We start from the raw sequence: 16,770 nt of genomic DNA, 5'->3' as shown, positions 1-16,770 counted from the left end.
CTCCTTATTTTTAGATATAGTACATATTACCAAGAACTCTTGATAATATATTTGCTTCTAATTGTGCAAATTCTTGAGTTCCACGCTCTCTTTGTCTTGGTAAATCTATATTTAAATCTAATGTAATTTTTCCATCTTCGATTAAAATAACCCTATCACCTAGAATAACAGCTTCACTAACATCATGAGTTACAAGTAAAACTGTAAATTGATACTCTTGCCAAATTTTCTCAATCAACATTTGCATCTCAATTCTAGTTAGTGCATCAAGTGCACCTAATGGTTCATCAAGAAGTAGTAACTTTGGTTTATGAACCAATGCTCTAGCTAGTGCAACTCTTTGTTTTTGACCACCAGATAAATTTGATGGCCACTCATTTGCTCTTGTATCAAGTCCTACTTCTTTTAAAGCATCTATTGCTAAATCATAAGACTCTTTTGGTAACCCCAAAGCTACATTTTCTATTACAGTTTTCCAAGGAAGTAATCTTGAATCTTGAAACATTATTCTAGTATTTGAATCTACTCCTAAAACCTCATCATCATCTAAAAGAAGTTTTCCTGAACTTAACTTTTCAAGTCCACCAACTAATCTTAAAAATGTACTTTTACCACAACCACTTCTCCCTACGATAGATACAAATTCACCAGAATTAACTTTTAAATTAAAATCACTCAAAACTACTCTATTACCAAAACTTTTTGTTAAGTTATTTGTTTCTATTTCTATACCACTTAAATTACTCATTTTTGATAACCTTTGTGCCATTTTAGATATCTTTTTTCTAAAATCGAAGCTAAAATATCTGAAATCTTTCCTAAAACTGCATATAGTAAAATTCCTAAAACCATGATGTCTGTTTGTAGAAACTCTCTTGCATTCATCGTCATATAGCCTATTCCTTCACTTGAAGCTATTGTTTCAGCTACAATCAAATAAAGCCACATAAATCCTAAAGACATTCTAAGTCCAACTAAAATTGATGGCATTGCTCCTGGCAAAATAACATTTTTAAATAGTCCATAAGGACTCAAGCCATAAACTTTTCCCATCTCTATTAAATCTTTATCAACACTTCTTAAACCATGAAAAGTATTTAAGTAAATAGGAAAAAACACTGCTAAAGCTAGTAAAAATATTTTACTAAATTCCCCAATACCAAACCACAAAATAACTAATGGAACTAAAGCTAATAATGGAATTGTTCTAATCATTTGTATAGTCGAATCAAGTAAATTTTCTGCTAATTTTGATAAACCAGTAATAAATCCTAAAATAAAACCTATACTTCCACCTATAACTAATCCTAACAATGCTCTTTGTAAACTAACCAAAAAGTGATGAATTAACTCTCCATTTGCTGTAAGAGTAACTCCTGCACTTATCACATCAAGAGGTGCTGGCATAACTCTTGAAGATAACCAACCACTTTGAACTACAATTTGCCAAATAACTAAAATCAAAATAGGAATAAGCCAAACAATAAAATGGTCAACTAAACTTATTTTTATTCTATTTATGAGTTTCATCGTTTAAAACTCCACCAAAAGTTTCGCCTTTTACAAGATTTGATAAACTATTTTTTATTCTATCTGGCAACAAAGGAAATACTAACTCTGCAAATTTATATGCTTCTTCAAGATGTGGATAACCAGAAAATACAAAAGTATCAACTCCCATATTTGCATATTCAGTTATTCTTTCAACTATAATCTCAGGACTTCCAACAAGCGCAGTTGCACAACCTTCTCTAGCAAGTCCTATTCCTGCCCATAAATTTGGGCTAATTTCAAGTTCTTCTCTAGTTCTTGATTTTCCACCATTTGTTAAAGCTGTCATTCTTTTTTGCCCAATTGACTCTCTTTTTTCTAAAACTTTGTGATGTTGTTCTATTGTTTCATCATCAAGTTTACTTATCAATTTCTCAGCTACGCTCCAAGCTTCTTCTTCAGTCTCTCTTACAATAACATGAAGTCTAACTCCAAATCTTAAAGTTCTTCCATATTTTGAAGCTCTTTTTTTAAGATCTTCAATTTTTTCTTTAACATCTTGTGGTCGCTCACCCCAAGTTATATATAAATCAACTTTTTGAGCAGCTAACTCTCTTGCTTCATCAGATGAACCACCAAAAAACAAAGGAGGAGTTGGTTTTTGAACAGGAGGATATAAAAGCTTTGCATTTGTTGTTTTATAAAATTTTCCATCAAAATTTACAAGTTCTTTTTTATAACTTGATTTTAAAATATCTCTCCAAACATCTACAAACTCTGCTGCAGCTTCATATCTCTCTTCTGGATTTTGATATAAACCATCTCCTTCAAGTTCTGTTTTATCTCCTCCTGCAACTAAATTAACAGCAACTCTTCCATTAGAAAATCTATCAAGAGTTGCTGTCATTCTAGCTGCTAGTGAAGGTTGTAAAAGTCCTGGTCTAAGTGCTACTAAAAACTTTAAATTTTGTGTAACACTTATCAAACTTGAAGCAACAACCCAAGGGTCTTCACAAAGTCTTCCCGTTGGAATTAAAACTCCATCAAATCCTAAATTATCAGCAGCAACTGCTATTTGTTTTGAATAATTAAAGTCAATTATTCTTGAACCAGTTTTTTCACATATGTATTGACTATCTCCAAATGTAGGTATAAACCAAAATATATTTAAAGCCATTTGTTACCTTTCTTATTTATTATTTTCAGGTATCCAAACAACACTTTTTATATCTAGTTTTTTTGGAATAAGTTTTAAATCATAAAATGTATCAGCTATTTCTTGTTGATCATTTATAATTTTAGGTGTTAAATATTGTGTTTGAAATACTGCTCTTTTGTGTGAAAGTTCAAGTGCATCAACTTCTAAACCATTTACTTTAGAAAGAGTTTCAGCTGTTTTTAGAGGCTCTTTTGTAAGATATTCATCAACTTTTTTTATTTCTTCAAGAACAATATCTAATACTTCTTTATTCTTAATATAACTCTCTTCAACTAAATAAAATTGGTAATTATTTACCAAATTTACACCATCTTTTAAATTTTTAGCACCAATTTTTAACTCTGCCGCTGCAAAAAATGGATCCCAAATTACCCATGCATCAACACTTCCTTTTTCAAAAGCTGCTCTTGCATCTGCTGGTGGTAAGAATATTGGTTGAATATCACTATATTTTAAACCAGCTTCTTCTAAAGCTTTCACTAATAAATAATGAACATTTGAACCTTTATTTAAAGCAACTTTTTTACCTTTTAAATCTGCAACTGTTTTAATAGGTGAATCTTTTTGAACTAAAATTGCTTCAGATTTTGGAAAACCTGTTTTGTAAGCTATATATTTGATTTTTGCATTTGCTGCTTGTGCAAATATTGGTGGTGTTTCTCCAACTGTCCCTAAATCAATACTTCCAACATTTAAACCTTCAAGTAGTTGAGGCCCTGCTGGAAATTCTATCCAAGATACTTTTACACCAATTGACTCTAATCTCTTTTCTAAAGCACCAGAATCTTTTATCAATACAAACCCAGGGTCTGACTTTTGATACCCTATTCTTAATTGTTCAGCTTTTGAAGCTCCAAAACCTAATACTGGAATAATTGCTAATACTGCAAATATTTTTCTAACTATTTTTGTCATAATTTTTCCTAAATTAATATACACTAAATGTGTGATAATTAAAGATTTAAAAAAATCTCACCTAATCTTTCATTAAATTAATTCTACATTTTTAGAATATCTACACATATCGCACATCATTTTTTATCCTTTCTGATTTAGATGATTTTTTAAGTTATATTATCATCTACTAAATTGGTGAAATAATACTAATAAAAATATATTTTGTCAAGAGAATATAAAGAATATTATATATTTTATTTATAACTTAAATAATCTATACTTATTTATATCTACTATTTTAAAATATTTTTAAACTTCTCTTATAAAAGAAAAGTTAAAAATATGTAATTAATCTTCAAATTGAAAGATATTTAAAAACTCTCTTGCTCTTTGTGTTTTTGGGTTTGAAAAAAACTCTTTTGGTTCAGATTCCTCGCAAATTTTTCCACTATCCAAAAATACTATTCTATTTGCAACAGATTTTGCAAATCCCATCTCATGAGTTACTATAAACATAGTCATTCCTGATTTTGCTAAATTTAAAATTACATCTAATACTTCTCTTACCATTTCAGGATCAAGCGAAGCTGTAACTTCATCAAAAAGCATAACTTCAGGATTCATACACAAAGCTCTTACTATTGCAATTCTTTGTTTTTGACCACCAGATAACTCTCTTGGATATGCAAATTTTCTATCTTCAAGACCAACCTTTTTTAAAAGTTCTTCTGCTTGAAGCATAACTTCCTCTTTAGCTCTTTTTTGAACTTTTAAAGGAGCTAATAAAATATTATCTATTACATTTAAGTGAGGAAACAGTTCATAATTTTGAAAAACCATTCCTATTTTTTGTCTTATTTCTATCCAATTAGAGTTTTTATCATGGATATTCTTACCATGAAAAAGTATCTCTCCACCTTGTATATTTTCAAGTCCATTTATAGTTCTTAAAAGTGTACTTTTCCCACATCCAGAAGGTCCAAGTAAAACAACAACTTCACCTTTTTGTATAGATAAATCTATTCCATTTATAACTGTTTTATCTGCATATTTTTTTACAAGGTTTTTTATTTCTATCAATTTATCCATAATTTCCTACTTATTCCATCTATTTTCTAAAATTTTTGCAACTTTTGATAAAGGATAACAGATAATAAAATATATTACAAATATAAATCCATATATCCAAAAAGCAGCATCAGGCACTTTTAAAATATTGCTTTCTATTATTTGTTGTCCAACTTTTACTACATCAACAACACCTATCATTATAACTAATGATGTAGTTTTTATCATTCTTGTTGTTAAATTTATAACACCAGGAAGAACTCTTTTAAATGATAAAGGAATTAAAACAAAAATATACAACTGAACTTTATTAAATCCCAAAGCTAAAGCTACATCACTATTATGTTTTGGTATTGATTCCATAGCTCCTCTTGTGATATCTCCGATTTCAGCAATTCCCCATAAAACAAAAACATAAATAGCTACAAATTCACCACTTATATCAATATCAAAAAGACTTGGAACTACAAAGTAAAACAAAAAAAGCAGTACAAGAATAGGAATAATTCTAAAAATTTCTAAATAAAATCTACAAAAAAATCTTATAATTTTATTTTTTGAAGTATAAATTATCCCAAAAATAACTCCAAATATTAAACTTAAAAATATAGAAATAAATGCAATATACATAGTATTTAAAGTACCTTCTAATATTCGCAAAAGATTATTTCCTTGAAATATTAGTTCAATTCCCATGTTCTGCATATCGCACTCTCCTTTCTATATAAGATAAAATAAATGAAAGTGGTAAAAGAATAATCAAATAAAATACAACTAGCATAAACATCGTTTCATAGGTATTATAATAAACACCAATTAGTGTTTTACTCAAACTTACTAGCTCTTTAACAGCTATTATTCCAACAACAGAAGTCTCTTTTACTAAAAATATTGCATTTGCAGTCAGTAATGGGATAGATATACTCAAAGCTTGTGGTAAAATCACAAATCTAAAAAGTTGAGCCTTATTCATACCAAGACTTAATCCTGCTTCTATTTGGTTTTTATGTACAGCTTCTATTCCTGCTCTTAAAGCTTCACTCATATAACTTCCACCCAAAAAACTAAGACCAATAATTGCACAAACTTGTTCATCGATTTTTATACCAAATTTTGGTAAACCATAATATAAAAAGAATAGCTGAATAAGTAAAGGAGTATTTCTTGATATTTCAATATAAGCATTGACTAAAGAGTTTAAAAAAACATTCTCTCTAGCCAATATTAAATTACAAACTAAGCCTATAATTAATGAGAAAAATATACCAATAAAAGAGAGCTTTATTGTTACCAATAAAGCTTGTTGGAATAAAGGGCTAACCTCTATAATAAAATCTAAATCCATCTAAATTATATTTTTCCACCCTCTATAATAACTGATTCAATATTTACAGAATCACCATATATAGGTTTTAAAGTTTCATTATAAGCATTTTCTATAAATTTTTCTTCACCAAGTTTTGCTAAAGTTTCATTAAGCCAGTTCAATAAAACTGTATTTCCTTTTTTAACTGCTGGTGCGATAGTATCTTGTGGTCCTAAAGCATCAATTCCTACAACAAATCCTGGATTTTGTTTTGTCCATGCAAAAAGAAGTGTATTATCATGAGTAAATGCATCTGCTCTTCCATCTTTTAAAGCAGCAAATGATTCAGAATTATGATCAAAACTCAATGTTGCAATATCAGAGTGATTTTTTGTAAAGTAAACATCAGCTGTTGTACCTTTAGTAACTATAAGCTTCTTACCTTTTAAATCTTCAACTTTATTTATTGGGCTTTTTTCTGGAGATGCAACACCAATAGCAACTTTCATATATGGATTTGCAAAATCAACTTTTTTTGCTCTTTCAGGTGTTACAGTGAAGTTTGCCAATACAATATCAACTTTATTTGTAACTAAATACTCAACTCTATTTGCTGCTTCAAGATTGATAAATTCAACTTTACTTTCATCACCTAAAAGTTCTTTTGTCAATCTTTTTGCAATAACGATATCGAATCCTTGATGTTTTCCATTGCTATCAAGATAACCAAATGGTGCTTTATCACTAAATACTCCAATTCTTACTTTCCCTTTTTCTTTGATAATATCAATAGAATTTTTTTCTTTTGCACTCACAGTTAATGCTAAAGCTGGAACTATTGCTAGAGCAATAAGTAATTTTTTAAAAATTTGTTTCATTGTTCTTCCTTTTTTTGTTTTTTAATAAAAATCTATCATCTACTAGATTGGTGAAATAATACTAATAAAAACATTTTTTGTCAAGAGAATTTAACATATATATTAAAATATTATATTTATTATAAATCAAATTCCCAATCCACCAACAAACTCTTCTTTTAAAATATCTTCTTTTGTAACAGGTGCTTGAGCCAAACAAGATGCTATTGTCGTTTTGTCCAAAATATGTGCTGTTAAATTTCTTATATTTAAAAATACTCTTCTAAAGTGGCATTTACCCTCTTGACTACATGGTTCATAATTAGAAACTGAAACACAAGATATCATAGCAATCATACCTTCAAAATATCGAATTACTTCTCCCATCGTTATCTCATCTGCACCCTTTGCCAAAACATATCCACCATAACGTCCTGGAATACTTTTTACCCAACCTGCTCTATTCATCTCAAGCATAATATTTTCTAAAAATCTTCTTGGAACATCAACTAATTCTGACAATTCTCTAATTGAAATAAGATTGTCTGCTTCTGCTATTGCGAATAAAGCTCTCAATGCATAATCTGTTTTTTTTGAAACTTTCATCTATCACCTACCTAATTGATAAATTATAATTGATTTTTATTTTTGTGTCAAGATAAAAAAAGGAAGAAACAAAAGTTTCTTCCTTTTTAATAGTTATATATAAAATTAAGCGTTTTTTTCTTTCTTCGCTGTTCTTTTTCTAACAGTTGGATCTAATTCTCTTTTTCTAACTCTAATAGAAATAGGTGTAACTTCAACAGACTCATCTTCTTCAATCCACTCTAAAGCATTTTCTAAAGACATTACTCTTGGTGGAATAAGTTTAATAGCTTCATCAGCACCACTAGATCTTACATTTGATTGTTGTTTCCCTTTTATAGGATTTACATCTAAATCATTATCTTTCGCATGTTGTCCAACTACCATTCCAATATAAACTTTATCTTGAGGTTTTACAAACATAACACCTCTATCTTGTAAGTTAAAAATAGAGTATGCAAGAGCTTCTCCATTTTCCATAGAAACTAAAGCTCCATATTTTCTACTTTCAACAGTTCCAGAGTATGGTCTAAATTCTAAGAAAGAGTGATTCATAACTCCTTCTCCTCTTGTATCTGTTAAAAACTCTGTTCTAATACCAATAAGTCCTCGAGCAGGAATTTCAAACTCTAATCTTGTAAATCCTTCTCCCATAGGTACCATATTTGTCATCACAGCTTTTCTTTTACCTAATTTTTCAATAATAGCTCCACTATGCTCATCTGGAGTATCAATTACAAGATGTTCAAATGGTTCCATCTTAACACCATTTTCTTCTCTAATAATAACTTCAGGTCTTCCAATACAAAACTCGAAACCTTCTCTTCTCATATTTTCAGCTAAAATAGTAATTTGAAGTTCACCTCTTCCGTTTACTTTAAATTTACCTTCTCCAATTTGCTCATAATTCATAGCAATATTAGTGTTCATTTCAGCTTTTAATCTCTCATCAATTTTATTTGAAGTTACATATTTACCTTCAGTTCCAGCTAGTGGTGAATCATTTACAGAAAAAGTTACACTTAAAGTTGGTTCTTCAATATGCATAGGATCAAGTGGCATTGGGTTTGTTGGGTCACATAAACTATCTCCAACATCAATAGTTTCAAATCCAGCAACTGCAACAATATCACCAGAACCAGCTGTTTTGATATCTATTCTATCAAGACCTTTAAATCCAATAAGTTTAGATACTCTTCCTTTTACTTTTTCTCCATCTGCTTTACATAAAAGTACTGTTTCACCATGACTAATTGTACCGTTAAAAATTCTAGCAATTCCTATTTTCCCAATAAAATTATCATAATCAAGAGTAAATACTTGAAGTTGTAATCCATTTTCATCAGCACCATTAGGTTTTGGAACTTCTTTTAAAATAGTGTCATAAAGTGGTTTGAAATCCATATTTCCATCAGTTGCATCATATCTTGCATAACCATCTCTTGCAGCTGCATAGATAACTGGGAATTCTAATTGTTCCTCTGTTGCATCCATTTGAGCAAACAAGTCAAATACCTCATCAACAACTCTATCTGGCTCTGCTGCTGGTTTATCTATTTTATTTACAACAACAATTGGTCTATGTCCTAAAGATAGTGCCTTTTTAACAACAAATTTTGTTTGTGGCATAACTCCTTCTTGTGCATCAACAAGAAGTAAAACAGAATCAACCATTTTTAAAACCCTCTCAACTTCTCCACCAAAATCGGCGTGTCCTGGAGTGTCAATGATGTTAATTCTTACACCTTCATAATCAATAGCTGTATTTTTTGAAAGGATTGTAATCCCTCTTTCTTTTTCAATAGCATTGCTATCCATAACTCTTTCATCTACATTTTGGTGAGCTGAAAATGTACCACTTTGTTTTAAAAGTTGGTCCACTAGTGTTGTTTTTCCGTGGTCAACGTGAGCAATAACTGCTATGTTTCTAATATCTCTCATATTTCTTCTTTTTCTTAAAATTTTCGCGGATTCTATCTAAAAAAAACTTAGAAATATATAATAGCTTAAAATATGGTTAAACAAAATCATTTTATCTTAGTTTTATTTATTTAATTTAATCTTAGAGTAAAAAATAGCATTATTTTTTCTTATTTTCTTCTTCTGTTTCATAAATATAAACAATATCCGATTTATTTGTATTTATCTTTAAATCTTTTTCTTTATCTATTTTTTCATTTGAAATAGAGATAAATGGAAGATTACTCAATCTTGAGAATCTCAAAGGGATTCCTAAATTTTGCTCTATATGCATAGCTCCTGCAAAAACTAAAAGTTTATCTTTTGGCGATTTTATAACATCTTTTACAATTTTTGCTACATTTTGTGCCATATAAGTATCCCAAGTAACTTGAACTCTATATGTTCTTTCTAAACAAGGTTCTGGACTTGTAGATGGCATTTTATCACAATGTTGTAGATATGGGTAAACAAGTTGTTGATGAGCAGTCACTCCTAAATCTAAATTATTATAAAAATCTTTCTCTTCTTGACTCATTTTATCAAACTGCTTTAAAGAGATTTTTGCTCTATCCTCTTTTGAGATATTCATACCATAAAGTCTTCCTCTATTGTTTTTAACTGCTTCATACAAAGACGATACATATTCCCATTTGTACTTTGAAAATTTATCCCACTCTACTTTATCTTTAAATGTAGCAGTATCAAATTTATTATCTGTATATTCTTTTAATAACTCATCTTGTGTAGGAGTAAACCACTCATTTGCTAGATTTATGTTGTAACCTTTTTTACCCAATTCATTTATAAAATCTGCAAAAAACTTATGTGTCTTTTGTGTATTATGATGGTCACCTACAAAAATAACAGGATAATGTTCTACCTCATCTACAAGCTCTTGCATAGAGATACTTTTTGCTTGTTTTATAGAATAAATATCCTCTTTTTTCTCTAAATTGTGTGTCAATGGTTTAGCAACTTTTTCTGCACAACCAGTAAATAAAAAAATTGTAGCTATAAAAGCTATTGAAATTCTTAACATTTTTTTCCCTTATAAAATATAATAAATTGCATTTATCAAAATAATAAGTGCAACTATTAATAATGGTATTTTTATTGATACATTTTCTTTTGTATCTATAACTTTTTTTGCTAAATACATTAGATATAGAAAATATAATATAACAAAAATCGTTTCATTAGAAGAAAATTCATTGTATATATTATCACTACGCATAAAATATACATGTGTAAATAATCCTGCTAAAACAAAAAAAGTATGATACGTCCTAACTCTATTTATATTAACTATAATATAAAGTTCAAGAAATCCTAGTATTAGATGCAAAATTAACATTTTATTTAATAACTAAAATTTATAATTTAAACCAACATAAGCAAATCTTCTTTTTATATAATCTGCATTATCTATTGTTTCATCAAAATGCTTATCAAAAATATTATCTACACCTACTCTTACACTTAAATCATTTGTTAATTTCTTAGAGATTTGTGCATTTGCTATTGTATATGCCTTAATTTTTTCACTATTATCTGCATTTTTATATTGTGTTCCTATATAATTTGCACTTAAATATGAAGATATTCCATAATCAAAGTCTGAACTTAAACCAACATTAATTGTATTTTTAGGTCTATATTGTATATCTTTACCTTGATTTGTACCAGATTTATTTTCTGTTTTAAGTAATGTATAGTTTGCATTTAACATATGATTATCAGTAATGTAGTATTCAACTTCTGCTTCAAAACCTTTAATATCAGCTTTATCAACATTTCTCCATTGATGTTGATTTCCTGGCATAACTCTTTGTTCAATAACAAACATATTATTTATTTTATTTTGAAATAAAGCTGTTTTAAATAGAGTATTCTCACCATAAAACTCATAGGCTAATTCATAAGATTTTGAAGTTTCAGGCTTTAAATCATCATTTCCCCAAGTTGTATTTGCAAAATATGAGCTACTTCCTATTTTAACATCTGGGGCTTTAAAACCTTCACCATAACTAGCTTTTAATCTTTGATTATCATCTATTTTATATACAACTCCAATATTTGGAGATAATTCAGTACCATATTTTTCATTATCATCAAGAACTGTTCCTAAAGTAAAAATAAAATCTCCAAACTCTATTTCATCTTGAATATAATAAGAATTTGCTCTTATTTCAAATTGTTGATCTGTTATATTTGTTGTTGGTCTATATCTTTCATATTTCTCTTTTGCTGTTTCTGCACCTATTACAATATAATTATTTTTTAATGCCGATATTTTTGCTTCACCTTTTAAATAATCATTTTTAAGTGCATGAGTTTGATTTGCAAATAATCCATCTTTGATTTTTGCATCTGTTTTTGCATTTGTATAATCAAAACTTAAAGATACTTTTTCAAAATTTTTCTCATAACCAACACTCCAAACATCTCTATCTGCACTATAATAATCTTCATTAGCTTTTTGTTTTATATCTTCTTTTCCTTTTAAATATGAAGCATAAATATTTTGTGTGTCATCGATATTATATTTTAGTTTTAGATTTCCATTTGTACTTTCTCTACCATCAATATATGTAGCATCATCTACTTTAGATTTAGAAAATCCAACCCATCTATATCCTTCTCCATAAGTTTCATCTCTATTAAATTTATTTACACCCAACATAAATGAAAATTTATCTGAAATATTTCCACCTAAATTTGCACTTAGATTTTGTTCATCTCCACCATTCTTAGCTGAAGATACTCCTGCTTGTAAATCTATATCTCCCCAGATTGCTTTAGAATAGTCTTTCTTTGTAATAATATTTACAACTCCCCCCATTGCATCAGAACCATAAATAGAACTCTTTGGTCCTTTTATAATCTCTATTCTTTCAATCATACTAATAGGAACTTGTGAATATTCAAAATCAGCAGCAGTTGCATAAGTACCAGTACGATTAGTTTTTTTACCATCAACTAAAATAAGTGCATCAACTGGTCTTGTTCCTCTTATTGAAACTCTTTTGATTCCATTTGAACCACCAACTTCAACTATACCAGCAGTTTTTACTAAAATATCTTTAATATTTGTTGCATTTATTTTTGCTATATCCTCAGCATTTATAACTGTAATTGTTCCGCTTGTATCCTTTATAGATTTATTTGATTTTGATGTAGTTATAACCAAATCATCAAGCTTTTTTGTTTCAACATTAGCTTGTGCTAAAGCATTTGATGAAACCATAGCAAGAGCTAAGCTTGCAAATAAACTTTTTTTATACATAATATTTCCTTTATAAATTTTTTCTTGGATTATATATGTATTAATAGTAAATATCAATGCTATATTTTATGATTTGGAACTCTTTTTTCATAAATTGGAATTTTTAATCTTTTTTAAAATTTATCAGTAAGTTTTAGAAGAAAAATAAACTCTCATAGTCATAAAAATTAAAACTACAAGAGTTATTTAAAATTAAAATTTGTAATTCAATCCTACATAAGCCAATCGTCTTTCAAGATAATAAGGCTCGCCATCGTCAAATTTTTTATCACCTATATTATTAACACCTATTCTTGCAGTTAAATCTTTTGTGATTTTTTTAGAAATTTGTGCATTGAATATTGCATATCCTGAAGATTTATTTGTTGTATTATTTGAATCAGTATAGTATTGTGTTCCTATATAATTGGCACTTAAATAAGAAGATATACCCCAAGCAAAATCTGAACTCAATCCTAAATTAAATGTATGTTTTGGTCTATACTCTAACTCTTCATTTGTACTTTCATCTTCTGTTTTAAGAAAAGTATAGTTTGCATTTAAAGTATGATTTTCATTGAAATCATATTTTAAATCCGTTTCAAACCCTTTTATATTAGCTTTTTCTATATTTGAATATTGGTTTGTACTTACAATAGATATTTTAGGAGGAAATCCTGGGATAACTGTTCTTTGAGTACTTATATTTCTTGTTTCTATCATATCTTTTAAATCTGTTCTAAAAAGTGCTGCTTTAAATGTAGTATCTTCTCCATAAAATTCATAAGCTAGTTCATAAGATTTTGAAGTTTCAGGTTTTAAATCATCATTTCCTAAAATAATTACATTCATTATAGGAATAGGTCTTTCATTAAATACATAGCCACCATCACCTTGTTTTAATGTTGGAGCTTTAAAACCTTCACTATAATTTAGTTTTAATCTTTGTTTATCATCTATTTTATATACGGCACCTGCATTTGGTGACCATTGTGTACCATATTTATCATTATCATCAAGATTTGCTCCAAGAGTAAATATAAAATCTCCTAAATCTATCTCATCTTGAATATAATAGTTATATATTTTTCTATCAAAATTTTGACTAAGATTCATACCATTTCTCGAATACTCTTCTTTTGTCGCTTCTGCTCCTAAAACTATATAATTATAATCTATTGCTGATATTTTTGCTTCAGCTTTCAAAGTATCAGTTTCAAGATCGTGAGTACCATTAAATACACTAGAACTAACTTTTGTATCAGTTTTTGCTTTTGTATAATCTAAACCAACACCAAATTTATCAAAAACTTTTTCATATCCAAAAGTATAAATATCTCTTTCTACTTTATAAGTTTGTGGACCATTATAATCTTCTCTTTTATCAACACCTTTTATATATGAAGCATAAATATTTTGTGTATCATCAATATCATATCTTAATTTTGTAATTCCACTTGTAGAGTCTAAACCTTCGAGAAATGTACCATTACTATTTCCTGTTGCATCTCTATTTGTTTTATTTACATCTAAAAACATATATAATTTTTCAGATATATTTCCACCTATATTTGCACTATAGCTTTGTTTATCTCCACCATTTTCTGCTGAAGAATTTCCAGCTTTAACATCAATAGAACCATATAATGCTCTTTTGTCTTTTTTAGTAATAATATTTACAACTCCACCCATTGCATCAGAACCATAAATAGAACTTTTTGCACCTTTTATAATCTCTATTCTTTCAATGGCATCCAGTGGAACCATATTGTATTGGAAATTACTTGATTCTATATAACCAGCTGTATTATTAGCTCTTTTTCCATCAATTAAAAAAAGAGTATCTGTTTCTCTTGTACCTCTTATTGATACAAAAGTCCCTCCATTTCCCATTGCTCCACCAATTTCTACCATACCAGCTGATTTCAGTAAAACATCTTTAATATCAGTAGCATTTAATTTTTCTATATCTTGAGCTGTTATTACTGTAACAGAAGCTGATATATCTTCTTGTGTTTTATCTGTTTTTGTACTCACAAAGATTTCATCTAACCTTTTTGTTTCATTACTTGACTCAAGTGTTGTATCGCTTTGTGCAAAAGCAGTAGATGATACAATTGCCAAAGCCAAACTTGCAAATAAGCTATTTTTGTACATAGTGTTCCTTTTTAAAATTTTCTTGAATTATAACCATAATAATAGTAAATATTAATAATTGATTTTTGTAATTTGGAACTCTTTTTTCACAAATTGGGTTTTTATTGTTTTTAAAAAGATTTAGCACTGTAAAATAGTGCTAAATTACTAAATAGTTGTAATAAGTATATTTCTTTGAAGCTTTTTTGAGTATACAAATTCACTTTCTACTTTAAAAACATCATAAATATTTTCGTAAGTTAAAATATCATCTGTTTCTCCAAAATATTTTATCTCTCCATCTTTCATCATCACAATTTCATCAGAGTATAAATAGGCTTGATTTATATCGTGTAAAACTGCACAAACTCCTATTTTTAAATCTTTTTGAAGCTCTTTTGTCAAATCCAATATTTTATATTGGTAAAAAATATCCAAATTTAGTGTTGGTTCGTCTAAAAAAAGATATTTTTCTTTTTCACGACTAGCATAAAGTTGTACTATAACTCTTGCAAATTGGATTTTTTGTTTCTCTCCACCTGATAGATTTGAGTAATTTTTATCTTTTAAAGATTCTAAATTTAGTTTAGAAACTATATATTCTAAAATCTCTTTTTTCTTTTTTGTATTTAATTCATAAGCATAAAGCCCCATTTCTACAATCTCAATAGCTTTAAAATTATATGGGAAAAAGAAAGCTTGATTTAAAACTGAACGCTTTAAAGCCAACTCTTTATCACTAAAATCTTCAATATTCTTATCATTTAAAGTGATAGTTCCACTTTGAATATCTAAATTTCTATTTATACTTTTGATCAAAGTAGATTTTCCACAACCATTTGGACCAACAATAGATAAAAAAGTATCTGTTTTTATTTCAAGATTTATATCATTTAATATATCTCTTTTCTGGATTGAAAAGTTAAGATTTTTTATTTTATACATTTTTATCCTTAGTTCATAGTGCTTTGTCTATTTTTGATTAAGAGCCATAAGAAAAATGGTGCTCCTAAAAGTGCAGTTATTATTCCTATTGGGAGTTCTGCTGGAGAAATTATCATCCTTGCTAAACAATCTGCCCATAAAAGGATAAATGCTCCCAAAATCGCACTAAGAGGTAAATAATATTTATGATTAGACCCAACCAAGATTCTTGCAATATGTGGTACAACAAGTCCTATAAATCCAATAATTCCACAAAAAGCTACACTAACACCAATAGCTAAAGATACAAAAAGAATAATCAATTTTTTTAGTAATTCAGAATTTACTCCAGAATTTTTAGCCTCATCTTCTCCTAAAAGCATAAGATTTAATTCTGTTTTCTTACTTATAGCAAATAAAAATGTGATTATCACAATAGGAAGTAGTGTTAAGATAACTTTCATATCACCATTTGCTAAACTTCCCATAGTCCAAAAAGTAAAACTTTTTAGTTCTTCTTCAGTACTAACATAAGTAAAAAGTCCAACCAATGCTCCAAGCATAGCATTTATAGCAATTCCAGCTAAAAGCATAACTGTAATAGCTACTTTATTGTAAATAGTTGCTAGTTTATATATAGCTAAAATAGTAATAACAGCACCTAAAAAAGCACTTAGTGGAAGTGAAAGATAAGATAAAAATCCAGTTGTAAGTGCAAATGGTAAATAACTACCAATTAACATAAATATTACAACTCCTGCACTAGCACCTGCTGATACTCCAATCAAAGAAGGATCAGCCAGTGGATTTTTAAATAAAGTTTGCATCATAGCACCAGATATTCCAAAAGCAATTCCTATTAAAATAGCTAAAAAAATTCTTGGCAACCTAATATCAACTAAAACTTGGTAAAAAATAGTATTTTCTGATGGATTTAATATAGTATTTAGTATCTCTTTAAATGAGATACTAAATGCTCCTAAAGTCGTATTTATAACCATAGATAAAAAAGTTAAAACTACAAAAACCCAAATAATAGTTTTTTTATGTAAAAACATTT

16 protein-coding genes are annotated in these 16,770 nt (G+C 28.3%); all 16 read right to left on the bottom strand.

Annotated features, from left to right (window positions below):
* Positions 1–10: 10 nt before the first annotated feature.
* On the bottom strand, positions 11–748 hold the full coding sequence (locus ACNSOS_RS07045) for an ATP-binding cassette domain-containing protein (RefSeq protein ID WP_418184728.1): 738 nt from the start codon (positions 746–748) through the stop codon (positions 11–13).
* Positions 745–1,530 (bottom strand): ABC transporter permease subunit, encoded by a 786-nt coding sequence (locus ACNSOS_RS07040; protein ID WP_418184727.1) that lies wholly within the window; start codon positions 1,528–1,530, stop codon positions 745–747. Before ACNSOS_RS07040 ends, ACNSOS_RS07045 begins: the two co-directional genes overlap by 4 nt.
* Entirely contained in the window at positions 1,514–2,668 is a 1,155-nt protein-coding gene (gene ssuD, locus ACNSOS_RS07035; RefSeq protein WP_418184726.1) for an FMNH2-dependent alkanesulfonate monooxygenase, read from the bottom strand. Before ssuD ends, ACNSOS_RS07040 begins: the two co-directional genes overlap by 17 nt.
* 12 nt (positions 2,669–2,680) lie before the next feature.
* A complete protein-coding gene (locus ACNSOS_RS07030; protein WP_418184725.1) occupies positions 2,681–3,625 on the bottom strand; it encodes a sulfonate ABC transporter substrate-binding protein in 945 nt (314 codons plus the stop codon).
* Between the two features lie 330 nt (positions 3,626–3,955).
* Positions 3,956–4,696: an amino acid ABC transporter ATP-binding protein gene (locus ACNSOS_RS07025; RefSeq protein ID WP_113894754.1), complete on the bottom strand. Its 741-nt coding sequence runs from the start codon at positions 4,694–4,696 to the stop codon at positions 3,956–3,958.
* A gap of 6 nt (positions 4,697–4,702) precedes the next feature.
* On the bottom strand, positions 4,703–5,380 hold the full coding sequence (locus ACNSOS_RS07020; protein ID WP_418184724.1) for an amino acid ABC transporter permease: 678 nt from the start codon (positions 5,378–5,380) through the stop codon (positions 4,703–4,705).
* Positions 5,361–6,020: an amino acid ABC transporter permease gene (locus ACNSOS_RS07015; RefSeq protein ID WP_418184723.1), complete on the bottom strand. Its 660-nt coding sequence runs from the start codon at positions 6,018–6,020 to the stop codon at positions 5,361–5,363. Before ACNSOS_RS07015 ends, ACNSOS_RS07020 begins: the two co-directional genes overlap by 20 nt.
* A gap of 5 nt (positions 6,021–6,025) precedes the next feature.
* A complete protein-coding gene (locus tag ACNSOS_RS07010) occupies positions 6,026–6,859 on the bottom strand; it encodes a cysteine ABC transporter substrate-binding protein (protein ID WP_418184722.1) in 834 nt (277 codons plus the stop codon).
* Positions 6,860–6,985: 126 nt separating this feature from the next.
* A complete protein-coding gene (locus ACNSOS_RS07005) occupies positions 6,986–7,444 on the bottom strand; it encodes an RrF2 family transcriptional regulator (RefSeq protein ID WP_113894750.1) in 459 nt (152 codons plus the stop codon).
* 105 nt (positions 7,445–7,549) lie between these two features.
* The gene (gene typA / locus ACNSOS_RS07000) at positions 7,550–9,364 is read right to left on the bottom strand and encodes a translational GTPase TypA (RefSeq protein WP_113894749.1); all 1,815 of its coding nucleotides are present in this window, start codon (positions 9,362–9,364) and stop codon (positions 7,550–7,552) included.
* 139 nt (positions 9,365–9,503) lie between these two features.
* Positions 9,504–10,424: a ChaN family lipoprotein gene (locus ACNSOS_RS06995; protein WP_418184721.1), complete on the bottom strand. Its 921-nt coding sequence runs from the start codon at positions 10,422–10,424 to the stop codon at positions 9,504–9,506.
* Between the two features lie 9 nt (positions 10,425–10,433).
* Positions 10,434–10,619 (bottom strand): hypothetical protein, encoded by a 186-nt coding sequence (locus tag ACNSOS_RS06990; RefSeq protein ID WP_418184720.1) that lies wholly within the window; start codon positions 10,617–10,619, stop codon positions 10,434–10,436.
* 132 nt (positions 10,620–10,751) lie between these two features.
* The gene (locus ACNSOS_RS06985) at positions 10,752–12,671 is read right to left on the bottom strand and encodes a TonB-dependent receptor plug domain-containing protein (protein ID WP_418184719.1); all 1,920 of its coding nucleotides are present in this window, start codon (positions 12,669–12,671) and stop codon (positions 10,752–10,754) included.
* A 192-nt stretch (positions 12,672–12,863) separates the two neighbouring features.
* A complete protein-coding gene (locus ACNSOS_RS06980; protein ID WP_418184718.1) occupies positions 12,864–14,807 on the bottom strand; it encodes a TonB-dependent receptor plug domain-containing protein in 1,944 nt (647 codons plus the stop codon).
* A 147-nt stretch (positions 14,808–14,954) separates the two neighbouring features.
* Positions 14,955–15,731: an ABC transporter ATP-binding protein gene (locus tag ACNSOS_RS06975; RefSeq protein ID WP_418184717.1), complete on the bottom strand. Its 777-nt coding sequence runs from the start codon at positions 15,729–15,731 to the stop codon at positions 14,955–14,957.
* An 8-nt stretch (positions 15,732–15,739) separates the two neighbouring features.
* Positions 15,740–16,768 carry a FecCD family ABC transporter permease gene (locus tag ACNSOS_RS06970; RefSeq protein WP_418184716.1) on the bottom strand — a complete coding sequence of 343 codons (1,029 nt, stop codon included), beginning with the start codon at positions 16,766–16,768 and terminating at the stop codon, positions 15,740–15,742.
* Positions 16,769–16,770: the final 2 nt, after the last annotated feature.

Source organism: Aliarcobacter vitoriensis, from assembly GCF_048320235.1.
Taxonomy (GTDB): Bacteria; Campylobacterota; Campylobacteria; order Campylobacterales; family Arcobacteraceae; genus Aliarcobacter; species Aliarcobacter vitoriensis.
This window is presented reverse-complemented; position numbering and strand designations above follow the sequence as displayed.

Bases quoted from the DNA above. Each gene is read 5' to 3' on its own strand.
- ACNSOS_RS07040 (WP_418184727.1), bottom strand. From the start codon at position 1,530: ATGAAACTCATAAATAGAATAAAAATAAGTTTAGTTGACCATTTTATT.
- ACNSOS_RS06970 (WP_418184716.1), bottom strand. From the start codon at position 16,768: ATGTTTTTACATAAAAAAACTATTATTTGGGTTTTTGTAGTTTTAACT.
- ACNSOS_RS06995 (WP_418184721.1), bottom strand. From the start codon at position 10,424: ATGTTAAGAATTTCAATAGCTTTTATAGCTACAATTTTTTTATTTACT.
- ACNSOS_RS07005 (WP_113894750.1), bottom strand. From the start codon at position 7,444: ATGAAAGTTTCAAAAAAAACAGATTATGCATTGAGAGCTTTATTCGCA.
- ssuD (WP_418184726.1), bottom strand. From the start codon at position 2,668: ATGGCTTTAAATATATTTTGGTTTATACCTACATTTGGAGATAGTCAA.
- ACNSOS_RS06980 (WP_418184718.1), bottom strand. From the start codon at position 14,807: ATGTACAAAAATAGCTTATTTGCAAGTTTGGCTTTGGCAATTGTATCA.
- ACNSOS_RS07025 (WP_113894754.1), bottom strand. From the start codon at position 4,696: ATGGATAAATTGATAGAAATAAAAAACCTTGTAAAAAAATATGCAGAT.
- ACNSOS_RS07010 (WP_418184722.1), bottom strand. From the start codon at position 6,859: ATGAAACAAATTTTTAAAAAATTACTTATTGCTCTAGCAATAGTTCCA.
- typA (WP_113894749.1), bottom strand. From the start codon at position 9,364: ATGAGAGATATTAGAAACATAGCAGTTATTGCTCACGTTGACCACGGA.
- ACNSOS_RS07020 (WP_418184724.1), bottom strand. From the start codon at position 5,380: ATGCAGAACATGGGAATTGAACTAATATTTCAAGGAAATAATCTTTTG.
- ACNSOS_RS06975 (WP_418184717.1), bottom strand. From the start codon at position 15,731: ATGTATAAAATAAAAAATCTTAACTTTTCAATCCAGAAAAGAGATATA.
- ACNSOS_RS06985 (WP_418184719.1), bottom strand. From the start codon at position 12,671: ATGTATAAAAAAAGTTTATTTGCAAGCTTAGCTCTTGCTATGGTTTCA.
- ACNSOS_RS07045 (WP_418184728.1), bottom strand. From the start codon at position 748: ATGAGTAATTTAAGTGGTATAGAAATAGAAACAAATAACTTAACAAAA.
- ACNSOS_RS07030 (WP_418184725.1), bottom strand. From the start codon at position 3,625: ATGACAAAAATAGTTAGAAAAATATTTGCAGTATTAGCAATTATTCCA.
- ACNSOS_RS06990 (WP_418184720.1), bottom strand. From the start codon at position 10,619: ATGCGTAGTGATAATATATACAATGAATTTTCTTCTAATGAAACGATT.
- ACNSOS_RS07015 (WP_418184723.1), bottom strand. From the start codon at position 6,020: ATGGATTTAGATTTTATTATAGAGGTTAGCCCTTTATTCCAACAAGCT.